Here is a 21,337-nt window from a genome sequence, read left to right on the forward strand (position 1 = left end):
CCAAGCTTTCCGGGAAGGAGCGTTAGATGAAGTACAAGAAAGTTGTCCGGTTACCAGCGATGGCGGTTTTTGCCGCGACCCTGGTGTCTGGCTGCGCCATGACACCTGAGACAGACGGTTCCGCTGACAGGGCAGACCGGGATCAGGGAACGCCGCTCCATGTGAGCTGCAAGACCAACATGACGCCGGAGCACCGGGTAGAGCTGGAAGCCATTGATTCCATGATGGAGAAGTCCAGAAACTACGCGGCATTGGCCCGGCTGGAAGAGCTGCCTTTCCAGACTCAGCATCACTGGCTGCGCTGGGCCCAGCTGCTCGCGAAGGTGGAGCAACTGGATTATTCCGAAGAAGTTTACCAGAAGATTGCCGAAAGCTGTGACAGCGCACAGGCCTATCATGGCCTTGGAGTGGTGTATGTGAAACGCAACAAGCTGGAAGAGTCCCTGACCGCACTAGGCACCGCCAAGGCGAAGGCGCCAGCCTCCTCCGATATCCGCAACGATTTTGGCGTGGTGCTGATGCAGACCGGTTTCTATGGCCAGGCAGCGTTCGAGCTGCGCACGGCCTACGAGTTATCTGGCGGTAGCGAGACCACCGGCCGCAATATGGTAGCGGCTTATTACCTTCAGGGTGGAAACAGCTCCCTGGCCCGGTTGCAGCAGGACCTGGGGTTGAGTGACCAGCTGCTTGCCACCGGTAAGGAATTCTCCAAACGCTTTGCAGGAGGTTCACGATGATCCGCATGACCTGCCTGGCTGGCGCACTGGCGCTGGCTGCTACGTCCGCGCTGGCAAACCCGCCGGATAATGATCTTGGGCTGGCGGGCGTAAGCTTTGACCAGGATGACCGGACAGAGGCCCGTAAAGCCATGGACGAACAGGCGCAGCGGCCTGCCCGTGGTGGCGAACTGAGTTCCACCATTTACATAAAAACCCAGGAGCGGCTGGCGAAGTCTTTCGAACAGCCAATCCGGGACAAGATTGGCGAGACCACCAGTGAATAAGATCCGTCGTCAATCCGGGGTGCTGGTTTTCCTGACCCCGTTTTTGATTGTGGCACTGGCCGTAGTCGCCGTGCTGGCCATGGATGCTGCCCGCCTGTATTCGGTGAAGGCAGACATGCAGCGTGTGGTGAATGCGGCGGCTACAGCTGCTGCAGATGAGGCTCAAGCTTGTAGCATGAATGCAGATATCGGCTTGATGAAAGCTAGAGCGCTTGTTGCAGCTAGGCAGGTAGGCTTTAACGGTAATGCCGAAGAGCTGGAAGTTTTTGCAGGCGTATTTGAGCCTGCTGGTGATGGCTCAAGTACGTTGAGTTTTACTCCCCAGAGTGACATTGATAAAACAAACGCAGCGGTTGTTCGTTATAAGCGCCAGGAGCGATTGTCATGGTTGTTGCCAGAATGGTTGTTTCCACCAGTAGAGTTGTCTGTTAACGCTGGGTCCCGCAAGGAGCTCTATGCTGCCCTGAGCGCGAGTGCATCGACGCTAAACCTTGAGGGGGGGCTGCTTGGTAACCTGCTGGGTGCAGTCCTCGGTCAGAGTAACTATTCACTTGATCCGACAAGTCTTCAAAGCCTTGAGTCAACTCTTTTGGGAGTTGGGGATCTGTTGACGTTGTTAGGCCTGGCGGATGTTACAGCTCTGCTGAATGCTCCACTGGTAGACGTGCTAGATGCGACCGTAGATTTGGTTGGTGGAGTGACTACCCCTGTAGGAACGTTGGTTAGTGAGCTAGCGGAAAGCGGGGGTCTCTCCGGGCTTGATACGGGGGCGGTTTTGTCGGTTGCGGGAGATGCTGATGCTGCCAAGAACGCAGAATTCCCATTATATGACTTCATTGTAAGCGTCGTGTTGAATAGTGCAAAGGCGCTTTCTGATGATGGCCAGGGACTGATTAATTTATCTGTTGATCCGTCAGAGTCACCAGTGTTAGAAACACTGCTTAATAACTCCTTGCTTGGGAGTATTGATATCCAGCTAAGGCTAGGTATTGATAATCCGGCTCCGGTAGTAATTGGGCCTGCTCGTCAAGGTAAGAACAATGAATGGCTGACTGAAGTTTCGGCGACGGACATTTCTCTCGAAGCCTTAGTAGATCTCGAGCTGTCCATCGGATACATAGGGGATCTCATCAGTGCTTTGACGTTGAATATAGTTAAAGCAGAGACGTTAAATGACATCCGCATACCGCTAGTTGTTCAAGTGGGTGGAGGGTCGGCTGAGTTTACTGGAGCCCAGTGCGCCCGAGGTGGCTCCAATGAAGTCGATTTGGCGGTTTACGCGAAGCCTGCAGTTGCAAATGTTGAAACCGGTACGTTATCAGCTGTTGGGGATCTTGTGCGAGAGCCAATTCATGCGACCATACTAAAGCTTAGTATTGCTGAGCAGCCTTTGTTGAACGTTTGTGTGGATGCGGACCTTGGAGCAAAACTCCCCGTTGTTGAAGATGAGCGATACGTTCAAGGCTACCCTCTTCGTTGTCCAGATGGCGACTGTAGTCGTGTGTTAGAGAGTAGCGGGCCGACTTGGGTTAAAGGGTTGGATGTGCAATTGGATAACTTGGCTTTGGATTGCGGGGAAACGAGTCTTTTGAGTATTTTGAATCCGGTGATTGACCTATTGAAGCCGGTTATTGAAACGTTGTTGAATATCGTTACCACGGTCGTGCTGCAAGGAATTATTTCTCCGTTGTTGATGCTCCTCGGTGTGGATTTATCAGGCCTTAACGTGGCTGTGGTTGGAGCGGATCAGTTAGGTAATCAACTCATAGAAAATGTAGAAATGTAAAGCCACAAGCGCTTGCCTTGCACGCTATGAATAGGAGCGAGTATCCTCGTGGGCTCGAAATCATCAACATATTCCGAAAGCCGGCATCGCCAGCTTTTACTAAACCGAAAATAGGGCAGGGCGCAGTGCGCAAATTAGTTTGGTTGCCAATGGTTGCCGCGATTGCATCCGGTTGTGCGGTGAGTTCCGATGCACCGGGGCAGAAAGTGACGGGTGTATACGCTTATGAAGTTGGTTCCGGATCGGAGCCAAAGCCATCCAGCCCCCGTGAGGAGCCGGAACAGTCAGAACCAGAGGCCGTAGAGGCTTCTCCGGCCCGTGAGAGCGACAAGGCGGCAACCGCTCCACCGGAGACCGTAGCCGAGCCCAGCCCTGAGCCACCGCAGTCCAACTCACAAGCGGAGGCCGGACAATCCGTTTCGCCTGCTGCTTTGATGTCTGCCCAGACGGAGACAGGTGAAATCGATATTCAGCCGGGCCAGTGCTGGGTCTACGCCCAGATCCAGCCCCGGCCGGTGCAGGAAAGTGTTCAGGTTAAGGTTCGGGATTCCGAGGTGCGCCTGGATGTGACCCCTGCGGAGTTTCGCCGTGGCGTGAAAAAGGTGGTAACCCGGGAAGGCACCAAAACCTATCGTGTGAAGGCCGCCACTTATAAGGAAGTCACTGAAGAAGTGCTGGTCAAGCCGGAAACCACCAGGCTGGTGATTGAGCCTGCAGTGTATGAAGAGGTTGAGGAAGAGGTGGTTCTGGAAGCCGCCCGAACCGAACTGGAGCCCTGCCGGACCTCCGGTGCTGTGGCTTACGGAAATGCCTCTCCGGCCTTCGGGTTTTGTGCGGTAGAGATTCCTGCCCGAACCAAGACCGTGAACGTCACCAAGCTGGTGAAGCCGGAGACCACCCGCACCGAAGTCATCCCCGCCGAATATAAAACGGTGACCCGTTGGGTGGTTGATCAGCCGGCGCAGGTGATTCCGGTGAAAACGGATGATGAGATTGAAGCCTTTGAGGTTTCTGAAGTGGTGGAGCAGCCGCAAACCCGGGAGACGGCGATTCCTGCAGAAACCCTGCAAATGAACGTGAAACGCTACGAAGGTAAGCCGAGGATTGTTGCCCGACAAGCCGTGTGCGACCGCAACCTTACCCGGGACATGGTCAGGGAAATGCAGGAAGCACTGGTGGAGCTTGGTTACGACGTTGGCGAGATTGATGGCTTGCCGGGCCCGGATACCATTGATGCACTAACCCTGTACCAGGTGGATAACGGCCTCGCCTCTGGCGCTATAACCATTGAGACCGCCGAACGCCTGGGCGTTCTTGACTGAGCGCTATCATGATTTCTGAAGCACTGCATTTACCCCTGACGGGCCTTTTGGCCGCCCTCGCAGGGGGAGTGCTTCTTTTGGCGCTGATGCAAAGACGCAAGCATCAGCGCCGACACCGTGAGCTCCAGCACGAGTTCTACGACCTTCGCAGGCAATACGCCTCCGCCCAGGAGGATTCCCGCGCACAGCTTGATCAGCTTCCCGCCGTTATTCTGATTTTTGATCGCCAATGGCCGAAACTTCTCTTCGCTAACCGCCTCGCCAGGGAGGTTTTCGGGTGCCAGACCGAAGAGCAGCTGATGGACCGGTTGTTTAGCAAGCCGGATGCCTGGTTGCTCGGCCCCCACAGCCTGGTGGATTTTGAAGATTGGCTGGCCAGCGCCCGGGATTTCGGTATGGCCCGGCGGGAGTGGTGTTTTTCCACCGGGCCGGATGAAAGCCTCTGGCTGGATTGCGAGGTGGGCAATACCATCTTTGCCGGGCAGCCGGCACGGTTGTTTTCCGGGGTGAACATCCACCATCGCAAGATGGAGAGCATCGCCGATAACCTGCGTGAACGGGCGCTGTTCGGGATCAATGCCGGCCGCCCCCTGGATCGCCTTATTGAAGCCGCGTCCAAGCTGCTGGAAGTTCAGATTCCCGGTACCCGGTGTATTGTTTCCCTTTACGACGAGCAGCGTGACGTTCTGGTTTCCCAGGGTAAGTCCGGCTTTGCCAAAGAGTTCTCTACCCAGGTACCGTCTGTGCCGGCTCGTTTCGGTGCTACATCCATCGGTTCGGCCGCCCATACCCGCGCCAGGGTGACCACGGAATCCATCTCTGGCGACCACCAGTGGCAGGGCTACAGTCAGCTTTGTCAGGAGCTCAATGTAGACGCAGCGTGGTCTGAGCCGGTGCAGGATCAGCACGGAAACCTGCAGGCGGTGATCACCCTGTTCAGCTCGGCGCCCCGAAAACCGGATAGTGCGGTCATCCAGCAGTTCTCATCGGTGGTGTCTTTGCTGGGGCTGGGGATTGAGCGTGAGCAGTGGAAGCTGGCGTTGGAGGCTTCGTCTGCCCACGAACGCTTCGTTCGCGAAATCAGTGTCGAGATCGTGAATGTGCGTGCCGACGATTATGCCCCTGGCCTTCAGGAGGTGGCTCGTCGCATCCAGGCACACTATGGCCTTGGTGCCCTGAATATCTGGCAGGTAGAGCCGGATGAGAATCTTCTGGTGCCTGTGGCCGGAACAGCGGGGCCGCAGTCCGGAGAGAGTGGCGCCAGCACCCTGCAGGTGACGGTTGACTGGTTTGAAGGTGTCTTCCGCAGCCGGGAGCCTAAATATGTCATTCCCCAGGATGAGCTGTATGCCCGTATCCGCCATAGCGGGCCACCCAAGCCGGTGCTGGTGGTGCCGCTCTATAGCGATGCCGCCCGTGGCCCTTTGTTGGGACTGCTTACGGTGGAGTCCCGCCACCAGTATGTGAAGAAATCCAGTATCGAATACCTGAGTGTGATAGGTTCGGTTATCAAAACCAGTCTGATCAATCGCCGTTTGATGACCAGGCTGTCTGATGCAGCCGATACTGAGCGCCGGGCACGGCAGAAGCTGGAGGGTGAACTGGATGTGGCCAGGAGTATCCAGATGTCGATGGTGCCGGGTTCCGGGTCCTACCTGCAGCAGTTCCGGGCCTGGAGTATCGAGGCCTGGCTTAGCCCTGCAAAGGCGGTTGGCGGTGATTTCTACGAGCTGATTACCTTGCCTCAGGGTCGGTTGCTGGCGGCGGTAGGGGATGTGTCCGACAAGGGTGTGCCGGCGGCCCTGTTTATGGCCAGAACGGTGAGCCTGTTGAATTTTCTGGCCCGTAGTAAAGATGGTAACCTCCGGGATATTGCCGAGGGCCTTAACCGGGAGCTGTGCCGGGGCAATGATGCCTGCATGTTTGTAACGCTGGTGCTGGTCCTGGTGGACCTGGCTTCGGGTAAGGCGGACATGCTGAGTGCCGGCCATACTGCACCGCTTCAACGATTTCGGGGCCGTCTGCCGCTGTTGTGGCGAGGGGAAGTGAGTGCCCCGCTGGGCCTTTATGACGATGTGCCATTCACCGCCGCACCGCTGGACATCCCGGACGGCAGCAGTCTTGTACTATACTCGGATGGTGTAACCGAGGCCTTCAACAAGGACGGTTCGGAGTTCGGTGAAGACCGGTTGCTTAACCTTGGCCACAGAGTGGATGGCTCGGGCGACAGCTTTCTGGCCCATATGCGCGGGCAGTTGTCTGAATTTACAGAGGGCGCCGAGCAGTCAGATGACATAACGATAATGACCATCAACCATCACGGCTTTTAGGTATGAGACTCAACGTTCATCCGGCAGACCCCGTCAGTTATGTGCTGGTAAACATGGCGGGTGAGTTTGAGAGGCATAACGTGGGTGCTGGCGTTGTACATGATTGCCAGGTAATCATAGACGAAATCTACGCCAACCTCCGGGCCCATGTGCTTCCTGATAACCCGAACCTCACCTGGACCATCACCCTTAACCCTGCCGAAGACCACCTGGAAATGGTGGTGGAATACCCGGGCCCTTTTTTTGATCCAACCCGGCCATTACCTGTGGGCTACAGGCACCCGGCCGTGCGCCCGGAAGGCGGTATGGGGTTGTATCTGATGTCGGAACTCAGTGATGATCTAAAGCACACATACCATCGGGGCGTGAATACCCTGACTATCCGAAAGGAACTTAGCAGTAACTACAAGGAACATTCGTTATGCCGCTAAACATCAAGGTGGCCCAGGAAAGCGACGAAGCGCTGGCCCTGATGCTGACAGGGTCAATAGACAGCGATACCGCACCTGAGCTTGAAGCCACACTGGCAGACATGGTGCACCCGCAGATTTCCTATGTGGGCCTGAACATGGCCGGGGTGACCTTTATCAGTTCTGCCGGCTTGAGGGTGGTGTTCAAGGTGCTCAAGCAGATGAAGGCGCGGGAGGGCCAGCTACTGGTAACGGAGATGAGTCCCCGCGTGGAAAAAGTCTTCGAGATTGTAAAAATGATTCCGGACCTGTCGATATTCGCCAGTCACCAGGAAATGGACGACTATCTGGCAGTGATTCAACAGCGCGAAAGCGACGAGGGGTAGGCATGGCAATAATTCTGGACGGGTCGCTCGGTATTCAGCGTGATGAAGAACAGCAAATCGCGAATATTGAATGGTTCCTGTACGGCTTGCCGGACACAGAGGCCGCGCCGGAAGACGTGGTGTTCCTGAATGAATCCTTCGGTACAGACTCGCCGCAGATGGTGAGCTTTACGCTGGAAGGCGAAGAGTATGCGGTTTATGCAGACTGGCAATCCGTGGCTGACCGGGCCAATGCCGTGTCTGTGCGGCAATTTTATAAAGAGTACGGATATATACTGTTGTCGGGGCTGTTGGAATCCAATAGTCTAAGCGATAAACCGAAAAAGAAGGAATGGCTGGTTCCTGTGCAATACTTTGATGACTATGTGACGATGGTCAATAAGTTGTCGCACCCGGCCTGATATTTTCGGTCAATGAATTTGTCTGGAGACATAATGTGGCCACAGTCTACGATCAGCAGTATCTGGAAACCGTAAAAGGTATGGCCCAGGCCGGTATGGAAATACGCCTGGTGGTGGGTGACAGCCTGCGACGTAAAGCCGGGCAGACGGCCGGTGCGATGCCCGCAGAGCTTCGTACTGACGTATCGCGCCTTGCCGAGTGCACCCTGGAGCTGAGCGAATTCAGTGCCGAGCAGCTGGCTAGCCGTAGTGCTGACGCATCGCCAGCCCGGACCACAACTGGCGCGGGTCATAAAGTGGAGAGCTGACGCCCGGGCTTCAGCACTTCCGGAGAGTGCTGTTGCAAGAACTCAACGGTTGCCGCGGATGGCAGGGGCGGTGATAACCAGAATCCCTGGGCATAGTCACAACCGAGAGCCTGGAGCAGTTGCCATTGCTCTCGGCATTCCACGCCTTCTGCGGTAACGCTTAAGCCAGCCTTGCGCGCCAATCCGATCAACTCCTGCACATGTCGGCGGCCGGCATGACTGTCGATTCCGGCGGTGTCTTTCTTGTCTATTTTCAGTTCCCTGGCCTGAAACAGCTCCATTCTTGAGGGCTGGTTGTGGCCCTGGCCAAAATCATCCAGCGACACCTCAATACCGTAACGGGCAAGGTCTTTGAAGGCTTTTATGGCCAGCTCGGTATTGTCCAGCGGGGCGGTTTCGGTGAGCTCGAACATAATGCGCGGGTGCAGGGTAGACGACAGAATGCGCTTAACCGAGCGCAGAAAACCTTCGTTCCCCACGCTGCCGGCGGACACGTTTACCGATACCGGCTCCAGGTTGAGCCGCAACCATGCCGGCCATTGGCTGATCTGCCCCAAGGCCTTCGAAAGCACGTGGCAGTCCAGCTTCGGCGCAAGCCCCTGTTGTTCTGCGCATCGAATAAAGTGGTCTGGCTGTTGCCAGAGTTTTGCGCTGCGCGGGCCGGGCCATCGGGCCAGCACCTCTACACCGCAGGCCGCTCCGGTCGCCACGGAGAACTTGGGCTGATACACCAGTGCCAGCCCTTCGGTATCGATTACATCACGAAGAAAACCTGCCTGTGTTTGCCCGGATGGTTCTGAATTGGCGACTGATGTCATGATTCGGCCTTTGTTATGTATTATCGAATGACATATTTTATGCCTGAATAATGCTTTGGTGTCAATTGCATCAAATGGCGGTAGCGGCAGTCCTTGTTGTCATTAGAGTCAAGGTAAAAATATACATAGTCATACTATATTAATCAAAAATCGGGGTCAGACCCCGGCCTGGAATGACAATAAGGAGCCCGTCATGGCCCGTAACAACAAAATACGATTTCGGTTAGCAATGCTGGGTGCCCTTGGCCTCCTGTCCCTGGCCGGTTGTGGCGGCGATTCATCCGAAAGCCCTGCCCCCATTGCCGAGGCCTCTCCGGAAGCTCCCATGAAGGAACAGCCCGGGGAGGTTGAGCAGCCCCGCGCAGTTCAGCAAATGATGACGCTGGGAACCCGGCAACAGGAGGCTGGCCAGGTTCAGGTGGCCACCAGTGAGTCGCGCCAATGGCAGCCATACGAAAGGGCGCCGGAGTTCAGCCATATGGTGGCCTTGCCCAACCAGGTGATCACTATGTCTGACGGTACCCAGCTGTTTGCGAAGGTGACCTTGCCGGGCAGCAGTGCTGATGAAGCCGCAACAGGGCCGTTTCCGGTGGTGTTAACCCAGACCTCGTACAACACGTCTCTGGGTAGCTTTGCGACTGCGGTTGGCGGGGCAAATGAATTTCTGGTGAGCCGGGGTTATGCCCACGTAGTGGTGGATGTTCGTGGTACCGGTAACTCGGGTGGTAACTGGGAAGCCTTCGGGGAGCGCGAGCAGCAGGATTACGGCGAAGTGGTGGACTGGATTGTGCAGCAGCCCTGGGCCCAGCCCCGGATTGGTGTTGAGGGGATTTCCTATCTGGGCATTACCGCTATTCTGACCGCCCAGCAGAATCACCCGGCGGTAAAGGCTGCGTTTCCGATTGTCCCCATCGGTGACGGTTACCGGGACATTGTGTTCACCGGAGGCAACGTGAATGCCACCTTCATTCCCATGTGGATGGGGCTGGTGACGGGGTTGGGTGCAGTGCCCCTCGAGATGGCTCCAACGGATCCGTTCGCATTCTTCAAGGCTCTGCCGGAGCGGTTGTTTGGAGCTGCCCTGGACTTCCAGTTGCCCACTATTCTGAAGGCACTGCTGGGGGAGCCGAAAACCGCCTATGACGATGACTTCTGGGCAATTCGTTCGCCGCTGGAAAATGCCGACAAGGTGAATGTACCCACATTTATTGTTGGCGGCCTGTTCGACCTGTTCCAGCGCAGCGAGCCCCTGTGGTTTGAGCAGCTTAGCGGCCGGGTGGACACCAAGCTGCTGATTGGCCCCTGGAGTCACATTCAGGCCGCGGGAATTCCGGACAACGGTTTGCCGAAGGATGGCGTGCCAGATCTCGATACTCTGCGGCTGCAGTGGTTCGACGAATACGTGATGGGGCTGGATACCGCTGTGGCGAGCCAGCCGGATGTGACCCAGTACGTGCTGGGCCTGGAGCGTTATGAAACTACCAGCCATTGGCCACACCCGGACATGCGGGCGGAGCGATTCTACCTGGCCCCGTCTGAGGAAACCGTTCCGGCCATGGGCAGCCTTGTGCAAGAAGCTCCTGAAGCCGTGGGTGAACAAAGTACCATCCAGTACCCGCTTAACGGGCTGTGTTCGTTCAGCCTGAACCAGTGGACGGCAGGCTTTGTCGGCCTGATGCCGATTCCCTGCGCTGAGGACAACAGCTATGCAGAGGCAGAGGCCATCAAGTTCGAACTGCCCGCAGGGGAAGACGGGCTATACCTGAATGGCCCCATGCAGGCCGACTTGTGGGTTTCTACCACTGCCTTCGATGTGCAGATTTCCGTACGGCTGGATACCGTACACCCGGACGGCTCCACCAGCCCTATCACTAACGGCTTGCTGACAGCCAGCATGAGCACCGTCGATGAAAGCCGCTCCCGTTTCGTAAACGGCGAGATGATCCAGCCCTGGCACACCTACAGCCAGGAAGATGTTCGGCAGCACGACCCCGGCGAGATTCGCAAGGTTTCCGTAGAAATCTTCCCGAGCAGTGCATACATACCACCGGATTCCAGCCTGAGAGTGTCAGTGAACACCAGCAACATGGCCCAGGGCATACCACCACTGATCACCACCCTCAAATCCGCCCTCGGCGTGATGACCCTGCACACCGGCCCGGAAACACCCTCCAGCCTGGTGCTTCCGGTAGTCCCCGCCGCCAACCTTTAACCCCCGGCGGGGTCAGACCCCCGATACATTTCACCACTCGCAATGTACCGGGGGTCTGACCCGCTTTTCACAACAAGAAACTGAGGAGACTGTATGACCACCAAAAACCATTTCCACAAAGCCGCGCTGGCGTCTGCGTTGCTGGCCGTCGCCCCGTTGACTGCGGATGCGGGTTTGTTGTCCGGCTTGCTGAATGGAGGTGCGCAGGAGCCCGCTGAGGAACAGGCTGATAACCGCGCGATTCCCCAGCGGTACATTGTGACGGTGGATCCGTCCCTGTCATCGATTCTGGGTGTGGGTGGCCCGCTGCTTGCCGGTATTGAACAATTGCTGAATGCCGTTGGTGGTGGAAAGGTTCTCTATTTGTACGAGAACGTGATATCTGGCGCGACGGTTCAGCTTACGGACAGCCAGGCTCGGATGCTGGAGTCCCTGCCCGGGGTTGAGCGGGTAGAGCCGGATAGCTGGATGACGGCCAGCGGTACGCTCACTCAGCAGAATGCCACCTGGGGGCTGGACAGGGTAGACCAGGCCACGCTGCCGCTGGACAGCCAGTTTACCTATCCTGAACTTGCCGGGCAGGGCGTAAACGTTTACGTGCTGGATACCGGTGTTCTCAGCACCCACGTGGATTTTGAAGGGCGCGCCAGCGGGATGAACTTTCACGATGACAGCGGCCTTGCCGGACTGTCTCCGGGGCTGCCCATTGTGGGTGACCTTCTTAACCTTCTGCTGGGCGGTTTGCTGCCGTTTAAAAGTGAAGAGAGCATTTCCGCCTACTCGGCCGAAGACTGTAACGGCCATGGTACCCATGTGGCCTCCACGGCTGCCGGGGAGGAGTTTGGCGTCGCCAAGGAGAGCAATATTATCGGCCTGAGGGTGCTGGGCTGTAATGGATCCGGCGCCACCAGTGCCATCATCGAGGCGCTGGACTGGATGGCCGAGAACGCCGAGAAACCTGCCGTAGCGAATATGTCGCTGGGCGGTGGCAGCTCCCAGACCCTGGATGAGGCGGTTCAGGCGGTAGTTGCCCGGGGAATACCGGTGGTGGTAGCCGCTGGCAATAGTAACGCAGATGCCTGCAGCGGTTCGCCGAACAGAGTGCCGGAAGCAGTAACCGTAGGTGCAACCGACAACCGCGACCGCAGAAGCAGCTTTTCAAACCATGGAAGCTGTGTGGATATCATGGCGCCGGGCACGGACATCACCGCAGCCTGGTACACCGGTGATACCGACACCAACACCATCAGCGGCACTTCCATGGCATCACCCCACGTGGCCGGCGCAGTTGCCTTGATGCTGGGCCAGAATCCAAGCCTGAGCCCGGAGCAGGTTGACCAGGCCCTGAAAGCACAAGCCAGTACCAACCAACTGCAAGACCTCAACGGTTCGCCAAACCGCCTCCTGAACGTTAACCCGTAACCACTGCGGGGTCAGACCCCCGATACATTTGCCATGGTGAAATGTATTGGGGGTCTGACCCGCTGTGACGAACTGCACGCGGGCAATCCCCGGCGGTTTGTAATCGCGGGACGGGTGGTTATAATCGGCGCTGCTCAGGACGAGTGAGTTATAACCATCTAAACTTCAGGGACCGAAGTCATGCCCCAGGCAAGCGGATTGCAGTTCACCGCCCGTGTAGGCGAATTCCCCTCTGATCACTTTTCGGTAGTTGGCTTTGCGCTAACCGAGCAGCTGTCTTCCTTGTTTCATGGCCGGTTAGAGCTGGCCAGTACTGACCCAGACGTGGCCGCTGCCGACATTCTGGAACAGCCGGTAGACCTGGTGGTTTGGCAGGATGGCCAGCCCCTGCGCCGCTTCACCGGTGTGGTGAACGAGTTTGTTCGTGGCAACACCGGCCACCGCCGCACCCGCTACGAAGTGGTGATTCAGCCCCCGATGTGGCGCCTGGGCCTGATGCACAACAGCCGTATCTTCCAGACCCAGGCCACGGACACCATTGTGCGAACCTTACTGGAAGAGCGGGGCATTGTGGATTCGGTGTTTGATCTGAAGCGCCCGCCGGCCGAACGGGAATACTGCGTCCAGCACCGGGAAACCGACCTGCAGTTCCTGGAAAGACTGGCCGCCGAAGAAGGCTGGCACTACCGCTACCAGCACGGCAGCATGGATGGCGACGAGCAACCAGCGTTAATCATTGCCGACCACCACGGCGATGCCCCGAAACTGGAACCTGTGACCTGTAACACCAAAGCCGGCGGCAGCACCCAACAAGCCTGCGTTTTCAGCTTTGCCTATGAAGAGCGGGTGCGTGCTTCCTCCGTGGCGATGAAGGACTACACCTTCAAGAACCCGGCCTATGCCCTGATTCACGAATACAGCGCAGCCGGTGTGAATCACAGAGAAGATTATCAACACTACGACTACCCCGGCCGCTACAAGGCCGACGCCAGTGGCGAACCGTTCACCCAGGCCAGACTGGACGCCCTGAGAAACGATGCCTCCCTCGCCAAGGGCAAAAGCAACCGACCGGACTTCGCTCCCGGAGCCAAAGTGGAATTGCAGGAACACGACAGCCAGACCCTGAACCGGGAATGGCTGCTCACCGCTGTCACCCACACCGGCAAACAGCCCCAGGCGATGGAAGAAGAGGGTGGCAGCGAACCCACCAGTTACCACAACGACTTCACCGCCATCCCGGCGGACAAAACCTGGCGCCCCCTGTGTAACCACAAGCCCATGATGGACGGCCCCCAGATGGCGATCGTCACCGGTCCCGAGGGTGAAGAGATCCACTGCGACCAGTACGGCCGGGTGAAAGTACGATTCCCCTGGGATCGCTACTCGAAAAATGACGAGCACAGCAGCGCCTGGCTGCGCGTCACTCAAGGCTGGGCTGGCGGCCAATACGGCTTTATGGCTCTACCCAGAATCGGCCACGAAGTGATCGTTTCCTTCCTGGACGGCGACCCGGACCAGCCGATCATTACCGGAAGAACCTACCACGCCACCAATACACCGCCGTACGCGCTGCCGGAACACAAAACCCGGACCACATTAAAAACCAAAACCCATAAGGGCGAGGGCAGCAACGAACTGCGGTTTGAAGACGAAGCTGGTGAAGAACAGATCTATATCCACGCCCAGAAAGACCTGGACCTGCTTACGGAAAACAATCGCACCGAAGTCATCAAGAACGACAGCCACCTGACGGTGGAGAACCACCAGTTCAGCCATCTAAAAGCCGCTGAACACTGTACGACCGACGGTGAAAGCCGGCTTTCCGTAGGCGCAGACTGCAGCCAGACCATCGCCGGCAGTTTCCACCAGAAAACCGGCCGCACCATGGCCTCGGAAGCCGGTACAGAAGTTCATCATAAAGCCGGTGCGAAAGTGGTGCTGGATGCCGGGGCGGAGCTGACGATTTCTGGTGGTGGGAGCTTTATCAAGCTGGACCCCAGTGGGGTTACCTTGAGTGGGCCGGGGATCAAGATTAATTCTGGGGGGAGTCCGGGGAATGGTTCAGGGCAAAGTTCTGCTAATCCGGAACTACCAAACCTTGTTGGCAAAGATGGGACGGCAACGCCACAGCCTTCCGAACTGGCAATGGTCGGCCAGCGCAAAACTGCCTCTCCTGACCAGGTGGAGTTTGATCAGTTACCGGGCTCCGATCGAAAACTGATCATTGATGTGATTGGCGGGCATCTTGAGCGTGGCTCTGTGGAAGCGATTAAAGGGACTGATGGGGAGGAAACTGTATGACAGGTGCCGTGGATTTTGCAGATGAGTCCCGGGATCGCTCGATTCTAAGAAGAGCAGATTACGACGATACCGATCCTAAGGATCTCGTACTGACTGTGCCCAAGCGCGATGGCGGCAAGATCTCGATTCCTCTCCTGAAGCACGCAAGATCTAACATTGAGCGTGAAGATTACCAGGATAATACCCTCGTAAGGATTAAGCCCCTGGCAGAGATCGCCAGCAACTTACCTGTTAGACGTGGCTCCAATGCCCCCGTTTATCAAGGGAAAGGCGTAGCACTGTTGCGGCCTGGTTTTCTTTATATTTTCCGCGAAGACAAGCTCTGGCGAGAATTAGAGATCAGTCAGAACTCCCAATTCAGCGATATCGATCTTCAGGCAGTGCGGGCGGAGGTTGGTGACCCAGAATCTGGCTTGAGAATGGTGCGCCCATCAGCCGGACAGTGGTTGGACGATGTGCTTGTTCCAGTGTTTCTCCAGGGGCAAGCGGTGATGCACGATTTCCGCATGGCCTACAGTGAAATCCAGTGGGATTGGGCCTACATCCAAAAACTTGAAGAGAGTGCAGCGACTCGTAATGCAAGGACGACGGGTGTGGGTCACGCCTGGGCTGTCACATCGGTTGATTCGTTGAGTTTTGAAACCGGATTTCCTGCATCACGTGTTGAAGATGTTCCGAAACTGAGGCACAGGGATCTGGGCATTGAACTGATGATAGAGAATCCCTGCGACTTCGTGCTCAGTTTTGAAGGGCCGGGTGAAGACGAACTATGCAGCAAGCTCTCGAAGTTATTAGAGAGCAACGAGAAGCAGGCGAGGGAGTCGGCGAACATTCTTGACCTTACCTGCCCACCTGGAGCGGATCTTTTGCAGCATCTTCGCTCGCAGAAGGGGGGCGTTTGCGTGGCTATCCCGGATCCTTTTTTCCTGTTCCGCCACGCCCTGGCCCAGTTGCACTTGGCCATGCATTATCTGGATGCCATCGATATTGCTATAAAGGACAAACCCCTGGTCCATTCCGCCATGTTAATCCGCCAGGCAGTGTTCGACCCGGCGCCGAGTGGCCAGAGCGGAGACCTTGCGAACTACCGGAACGCTATCAACCGGGAACAGCTGGATGACATTCTGGAAACGGCCGAAAGGAATCACGCTGTTCGGAACATAGAAGACCAGACGCGCCGCCTGAAGAAATTGATGAAGAGCTCGTCATTCAACTCGGTGTTCGACGATTATCTGCAAAGCCCGGATGTAGCCGCTTGTGAAGCCTTTTTGCTGTGCGCGGACAACTTGAATGTACTGCAGCAAATCCCAGGGGTACTCAAAGCACAGGGGGTGGATGATGATCAGGGGATCCCTGGCGCTCTGGCAAAGTGGCTATCGGATGAATCAATGTTGGCAAAGTGGTCGCCGGGAATCGCCGCCGAAACAGGGGAGGAAGGCACGCAGCCATCTCCCTACGAACAACTTCGGTTGCTCGCCAGCGACCAGACGGAGATTAACGATCAGCACCTGGGCCGCCTCAACCTCCAGGCTCTGGCGTATGCTGAGAAACAGTTCCAGTACGACGAGGAGTCCACTGGCGAGAAAGTCGCCGGGGAGGTGAAGGATGCAGGGCGTGTTGGGGCACTGGTAAGTGGGGTGCTGGGGGAGTGGAGTGCCTCAGTACTGACCGCCTGCAGAAGGCTGATGGAAGACGGTAGCGTGGAGGTCATCCAGGTCCAAAGAATCATGCAGGCTGCGTCTGCCAACGCCATCCTTTCTGATCCAGGTCTGGTGGGGGTGGATCTGATGCGTCGGGGCGACGTAGACCCTACCAAGCACACCATTATTGGCGTGGAGGGTGACGGCATTCGCCGTGGCCTGACTGACTTCGACCGCGGCCAGGGTGGGCTGCTCACTCGCGCCAATGATTACCTCTATGCGGATCTTGTGGATCGGTCTGGACAGGTCCAGGGTTCCACCAGCCCCGCCCGTGCCTCTGGTGAGCTGGAAGAAGCTATCAAGAAAATCGCTGGCAATACTTGGGTCTACGTGGTGCCTGCCGGACACCCGGAGGCAAGGAAGCTCAGTGTATTGAAGGTGGATCTCGCCAAGCGTGTTGGGGCGGTGGTGGATGGCCCGGGCGTGTCTAGTGGTTTGGTGGCATTGGCGGCGTTTAATTTGTTTTTGGAGGGAACATCCGCGGTTAAGGCTTACCAAGCTAATGATGGGAAGCGAGGGTTAGCTGTAGGGAAATTTGCGGGAGCCATCTTTGACCTCACTGCAGCGTCAATGAAATTGAGCATAGTTGCGCACGAAACTGCGGGGGTTGAGTTAACTCAGTCATCAAAGATCTATAGGGTTTCCAGTCGCCCACTCTTTGATATGAAGGGGTGGCCATTAATTGGCAAAAGGCTCGCAAAAGTTGGAGCAAGCACCCTTGTCAGAACGGTTGGCCTTGCCAGTTTCGTAGCAGGAGGTGTGGCAGTTGGGTTGAGCTATTGGGATATGAGGATCAGTCTGAGCCGGGGGGATCTTGATGCTGCGAATGGGCACGGAATAGCGGTCGCCGGTGGTTTGATCTTCCTGTCAGTACCATTGATAGGCGGGCTGCTGGCGATTCCGGGTTGGGGGTGGGCCGTTCTCGGAATGAGCATGGCTTTGGGTGGGTCATTGTATGCGGGAAGCGTGGCCGACGACCTCTTCGAAAGGGTGCTGAAACAGGGGCCATTGGGGACGCACCCGCAGGACTCCTTGGTGAACCTGGACGATTTGGCCTATTACGGGCAGTTGCTAACACTGCTTTCCCCGGTCAATATTTCCGCACAAAGATACGGGGATGTCGATCCGGATCCGGCGTTGACTAGCCCGGACCATCCGCCACAGCCGAATGATTATGTCATCACTTTACAAACTCCAGTGGTCAGTCGGTTGAAGGTGCTACAGGAGTGTCGTCCAGACCTGCCAACCCAGCCTTTCAAGATTGTGGTGCAGGAAGTGGCGTACATGAACAGCCGTGCCGAAACCTCCAACATAGCGGTTGGCACAGTGGAGCAGGAAGTCATGTTGTCGACTACTCCACTTACACAAATTGTCGCGAGGCAGTCCCTGCCTGATGAGTCTGCCGTGCGTTTTCTGGTTAAACGGGAGCTCCAGAGCAGCAGCCTCCAGAGTTTTGGATATCAGGAAGACGTCAGTACAACGATACGGGTTGGATTGCAGGCCGTGGTCGGCACAGAACAGGGACCTGTGGTCTTTCCCACGCCTGTGATGGAGAGCTATGAACCTTATAATGATACCCGCCATGGCGGGGCACCGGATAAGTCCCGCAGTGTTTTAAATCCGCATTCCGAGCCATTAGTACCCTATTGGTTCCTTAAGGAAGTTTCTGTATGACCATACCGATAGAGACACAAGAATATGCTTCGACCGCCTATCGGTCTGATCAGGCGGTGGAGCTACCCGAAACTCGAGCTAAACGGGAACGAGTGGGGGACGAGCTTCAGCCGTATGGTGCCTACGCTAACCTTAACCCGTATCACAGAACCGTGGAGGATATTGATACCGTTCAGTCCAGTGAACGAGACGATCCAGAATTCTATAAGGAACACTGGTGGTGGGATCACCAGCGATTGCGTTTCCTCAATGAAAAAACGGGGCTTAAATTTTTAATATTGCTGTTGCCATTTACCTGGATATTCACACTTCTTATCGGGGGGGTGGCTTTAGTTGGTTGGAGTGTAATTAGTGTTTCTGACCATTTTGAGTTGCCAGCCTTTCTTTTCATGTTATTGCTCTTAGTATTGGTGCCATCGTGGATTTTCTTTGCATTCTGGATCATTCCCAGCACTACCAACTGGCTTATGACCAACGTCGTTGGAGCTATCCTGAAACCATTCGAGAAAACCCTGGAAAAGAAGTTGGACGAAACCCTGGAAGATGGCTGCAGCGAGTTCAACCGGGTCACCGGGCAGGTAAAGTTCGCCCTAGGCAAGGGACGTTCTTTTGAGGCACCGTTTGTGGAGTTCGATGCCTACGTGGAGCGAGTGGTCCAGCGGGGCGGTATCTTCTACCGGCTGATGTTCGTGCATCGTTACACCCAGAAGCAATTCAACAAAACCTCCCTGAGCAACATTGAAGCAGAGAAAACTGAGGTGCTGGCCCTGTGGGATATGTTGCAACGCTACATGGACGTCACCCAACCCCTGCCAGACATGCCCCGGTTGGAGCCGTTTCGCCACCTGGACCCAGTGACCGCCAAGTACGACCAGACTACTAGCCGTAACCCCCGCTACTGGCGAGACCTCGATCTGGAGGACTGGCAGAAGGGAGAGGGTGCGGAGATATTGAAAAAGCAGCGGCAGTATGCGTGGGGCCGCAGGCAATGCAGAGTCACTCCGCAATTGGGCAGTGTGGATATGCCCACCTATCGCCAAAGTCGGCCTGAAACAGCCTGTGTCGTGTAAAGCCCTCCTTCAGGTTTTGGTTGGAACTCGAATGGCTACGTTTGCCCACTGAGGAATAGTTTTGTGCTGAAACCCAAGCAGATCAGCGTATGAATGCACAACAGCCCGTGTCCTGTTTTTCAGACACTGCATTTCGGGCAACTGACATTGGGCCCTTGCCAAAATCCCCCAAAGAGCGAGCAAGGGTTGGAGAGGACCCCGCAACTGGGCAAGATTTCGATGGGTGAATACAGAAAACTACGCCCGGCTGATGCCTGGCCGATTTAAAGGCCCTTATTGCCCCCGTGGTTCCCTTTCGTGTTGCAAAATGCAACACCTGTAGCAATCTGTGCATACGGTTAGCTGAAAACATTCAGAAGGGCACCATGGCGACAGCAATTCGAATTGACGACAGGCTGATCCGTGAAGCATCAGCGGAGGCGCAGATTCAACGTCGCTCTACGCCCAAGCAGATCGAATACTGGGCGGAGATTGGGAAGGTTGTGGCTGGAGAGGTCTCAGCAGAGGATCTGATTTCCATTGTGCAGGGTAATCGTCGGGTGAGGGTAGAGCCGTTAGTTCCGGAGCCGGTGTCCAGTGATGACTTGTGGGCTGAGGTTGATGCGGCTCGTGACTCGGGTGAGCTTGCTAAGACTATCGCTCACAGTCGAACAGTATATCAGTGCTCGATAGACCCGCCCGGCTATCTCGAAGCCATTCACCCTGACGGTACTCGTGAATTAGTGCAATCTTTCTCGTCAAGCAAATGAGGCCAAAGGCCACTCCCCCGGCACCACAAACCACCGCCCCCTCTCAACCCAACACCCAAGCCCCGGTTGCCACTCCACCCGAGCAAACAACACCGGCACGCCTTTGGCCTTCACAAACTCCAGCGCCTCCCGTGCAGCTCGAACATCCGGCTGCTCACTCTGCCTCCAGGGCCCAATCCAATGGGGCTTTTTCAACGGCACCCAGCCGGTCAGGTCTGAGTTCTCCAACTCGCGGGCGTAGCACCAGCGCCCTTGCAAATGCTCCATCGGCACGTAATCCGGCAGTTCCACTCGATTAACGGGATAGAACAGGTAACCCGGCATAAACACTTTCGGTGTAATGGCTTCTGATATCCCCAGCTCTGCCAGCAACGCCCGAGCCTCCACCCGCTGCGCCATGGGGCTTTGGTGGTTCAGTATTCGGTCTGCTTTCAGGTCCAGCCGGTCCTTTGCGTTGGGGCCGTACCATCGGGTGCCGGTTTCGCCTTCGTTCACGCCCAGATAGTATTTAATGGCGATCTCGTGGTGTTCCAGGCAATCGGTCTGGCGGTTACGCACTACGAAGTCCAGCTCGCCAATGGTTCGGTTGTCGGCTTTGATTTGCTGGTTCTTCAGTAACAGCTCCCACCCCAGCAAGTCCTTCAGAAGCACTTCATACAAGCGCTCAAAGTAATGGCCTAACCGGCGCTCTGCGGGCTGGGCTAGCCTTGCGGGCATGGCTTCCGGTTGTTGGTCCCAGTGCTGCAATATTTCCAGGTAGTTGTCAGGTAACCGTTGTGGCGGATAGAAAGACACAGGGGCTTCGAGCAACTGCGGTGCAGAGCACAGCCACGCCAGGTGGCGCACGGTGGGCGTCTGAAAGGTGAGTGGGGTTTCGGTATCTGCGTTTGTCGTCATGGCCCGAGAATAACGTAAACTGTGGCGGTTTAAGAGCCATTAAATTCAGGAGCCAACCATGCAATACCTGCATACGATGATTCGAGTCAGCAATCTGGACGACACTCTCCACTTCTTCTGCGACCTGCTGGGTATGGTGGAAATCTCCCGTAAAGACAGCGAGCAGGGCCGCTTTACCCTGGTGTTCCTAGCCGCTCCGGAAGACGAAGCCCGTGCCCGGGAAAATCAGGCACCGATGGTGGAGTTGACCTACAACTGGGATCCGGAGGAATACACCGGCGGCCGTAATTTCGGGCACCTGGCGTTCCGGGTGGAGAACATCTACGAGCTGTGCGACAAGCTCCAGGCCAATGGCGTAACCATCAATCGCCCACCCCGTGATGGTCATATGGCCTTTATCCGCACGCCGGATAATATCTCCATTGAACTGTTGCAGAAAGGTGATGCACTGGAGCCACAGGAGCCCTGGGCCAGTATGGGTAACACCGGTACCTGGTAAGCGGTGTTGTGAGACGTAGTTCACACTTTTGACGCCGCCCCCGGGCGGC

Annotated in this window: 18 protein-coding genes; 16 read left to right on the forward strand and 2 right to left on the reverse strand. The window is 56.4% G+C overall.

Going from position 1 to position 21,337, the window contains the following annotated elements; translation table 11 throughout:
• The first annotated feature begins 26 nt into the window (after nt 1-26).
• From B9Q17_RS07595 to B9Q17_RS07635, 9 genes are all read left to right on the forward strand, one after another.
• Nucleotides 27-737 carry a tetratricopeptide repeat protein gene (locus B9Q17_RS07595; protein WP_094624747.1) on the forward strand — a complete coding sequence of 237 codons (711 nt, stop codon included), beginning with the start codon at nt 27-29 and terminating at the stop codon, nt 735-737.
• The gene (locus B9Q17_RS07600) at nt 734-1,003 is read left to right on the forward strand and encodes a hypothetical protein (RefSeq protein ID WP_022989838.1); all 270 of its coding nucleotides are present in this window, start codon (nt 734-736) and stop codon (nt 1,001-1,003) included. Before B9Q17_RS07595 ends, B9Q17_RS07600 begins: the two co-directional genes overlap by 4 nt.
• A complete protein-coding gene (locus tag B9Q17_RS07605; protein WP_094624748.1) occupies nt 996-2,789 on the forward strand; it encodes a Tad domain-containing protein in 1,794 nt (597 codons plus the stop codon). The genes B9Q17_RS07600 and B9Q17_RS07605 overlap by 8 nt, the downstream gene beginning before the upstream one ends.
• 125 nt (nt 2,790-2,914) lie before the next feature.
• A complete protein-coding gene (locus tag B9Q17_RS07610) occupies nt 2,915-4,111 on the forward strand; it encodes a peptidoglycan-binding domain-containing protein (protein WP_167373017.1) in 1,197 nt (398 codons plus the stop codon).
• An 86-nt stretch (nt 4,112-4,197) separates the two neighbouring features.
• Entirely contained in the window at nt 4,198-6,441 is a 2,244-nt protein-coding gene (locus tag B9Q17_RS07615; protein ID WP_244177340.1) for a GAF domain-containing SpoIIE family protein phosphatase, read from the forward strand.
• A 2-nt stretch (nt 6,442-6,443) separates the two neighbouring features.
• Complete coding sequence (locus tag B9Q17_RS07620; protein ID WP_094624751.1) at nt 6,444-6,872, forward strand: ATP-binding protein; 429 nt, start codon at nt 6,444-6,446, stop codon at nt 6,870-6,872.
• On the forward strand, nt 6,863-7,237 hold the full coding sequence (locus B9Q17_RS07625) for an STAS domain-containing protein (protein ID WP_022989844.1): 375 nt from the start codon (nt 6,863-6,865) through the stop codon (nt 7,235-7,237). The genes B9Q17_RS07620 and B9Q17_RS07625 overlap by 10 nt, the downstream gene beginning before the upstream one ends.
• 2 nt (nt 7,238-7,239) lie before the next feature.
• Complete coding sequence (locus B9Q17_RS07630; protein WP_022989845.1) at nt 7,240-7,638, forward strand: hypothetical protein; 399 nt, start codon at nt 7,240-7,242, stop codon at nt 7,636-7,638.
• A 35-nt stretch (nt 7,639-7,673) separates the two neighbouring features.
• Nucleotides 7,674-7,946: a hypothetical protein gene (locus B9Q17_RS07635; RefSeq protein ID WP_094624752.1), complete on the forward strand. Its 273-nt coding sequence runs from the start codon at nt 7,674-7,676 to the stop codon at nt 7,944-7,946.
• Here the strand turns inward: B9Q17_RS07635 and B9Q17_RS07640 are convergent.
• Nucleotides 7,928-8,764 carry an EAL domain-containing protein gene (locus B9Q17_RS07640; RefSeq protein ID WP_094624753.1) on the reverse strand — a complete coding sequence of 279 codons (837 nt, stop codon included), beginning with the start codon at nt 8,762-8,764 and terminating at the stop codon, nt 7,928-7,930. The two genes, B9Q17_RS07635 and B9Q17_RS07640, sit on opposite strands and share 19 nt — an antisense overlap.
• A 193-nt stretch (nt 8,765-8,957) precedes the next feature.
• Between B9Q17_RS07640 and B9Q17_RS07645 the strand changes: the two genes are divergently transcribed.
• The 6 genes from B9Q17_RS07645 to B9Q17_RS07670 all read left to right on the forward strand — a co-directional run bounded on the left by B9Q17_RS07645 (nt 8,958) and on the right by B9Q17_RS07670 (nt 19,892).
• On the forward strand, nt 8,958-10,976 hold the full coding sequence (locus tag B9Q17_RS07645; RefSeq protein ID WP_094624754.1) for a CocE/NonD family hydrolase: 2,019 nt from the start codon (nt 8,958-8,960) through the stop codon (nt 10,974-10,976).
• A gap of 93 nt (nt 10,977-11,069) precedes the next feature.
• Nucleotides 11,070-12,398, forward strand: a complete 1,329-nt coding sequence (locus B9Q17_RS07650; protein WP_094624755.1) for a S8 family peptidase — start codon at nt 11,070-11,072, stop codon at nt 12,396-12,398.
• 180 nt (nt 12,399-12,578) lie between these two features.
• The gene (locus tag B9Q17_RS07655) at nt 12,579-14,699 is read left to right on the forward strand and encodes a type VI secretion system Vgr family protein (protein ID WP_244177335.1); all 2,121 of its coding nucleotides are present in this window, start codon (nt 12,579-12,581) and stop codon (nt 14,697-14,699) included.
• Nucleotides 14,696-18,073, forward strand: a complete 3,378-nt coding sequence (locus B9Q17_RS07660; protein ID WP_094624756.1) for a toxin VasX — start codon at nt 14,696-14,698, stop codon at nt 18,071-18,073. Before B9Q17_RS07655 ends, B9Q17_RS07660 begins: the two co-directional genes overlap by 4 nt.
• Complete coding sequence (locus B9Q17_RS07665; RefSeq protein ID WP_094624757.1) at nt 18,070-19,143, forward strand: hypothetical protein; 1,074 nt, start codon at nt 18,070-18,072, stop codon at nt 19,141-19,143. The genes B9Q17_RS07660 and B9Q17_RS07665 overlap by 4 nt, the downstream gene beginning before the upstream one ends.
• A 365-nt stretch (nt 19,144-19,508) precedes the next feature.
• On the forward strand, nt 19,509-19,892 hold the full coding sequence (locus B9Q17_RS07670) for a TA system antitoxin ParD family protein (RefSeq protein ID WP_094624758.1): 384 nt from the start codon (nt 19,509-19,511) through the stop codon (nt 19,890-19,892).
• Here B9Q17_RS07670 and B9Q17_RS07675 read toward each other — a convergent pair.
• Nucleotides 19,881-20,789: a DUF1853 family protein gene (locus tag B9Q17_RS07675; RefSeq protein ID WP_094624759.1), complete on the reverse strand. Its 909-nt coding sequence runs from the start codon at nt 20,787-20,789 to the stop codon at nt 19,881-19,883. The genes B9Q17_RS07670 and B9Q17_RS07675 overlap by 12 nt on opposite strands.
• Before the next feature lie 58 nt (nt 20,790-20,847).
• On the opposite strand from B9Q17_RS07675, the gene B9Q17_RS07680 reads away from it, so the two are divergent.
• Nucleotides 20,848-21,288: a VOC family protein gene (locus tag B9Q17_RS07680; protein ID WP_022989852.1), complete on the forward strand. Its 441-nt coding sequence runs from the start codon at nt 20,848-20,850 to the stop codon at nt 21,286-21,288.
• The last annotated feature ends 49 nt before the right edge of the window (nt 21,289-21,337 follow it).

Origin of the sequence: Marinobacter vinifirmus, from assembly GCF_002258215.1 — a bacterium.
Taxonomy (GTDB): Bacteria; Pseudomonadota; Gammaproteobacteria; order Pseudomonadales; family Oleiphilaceae; genus Marinobacter; species Marinobacter vinifirmus.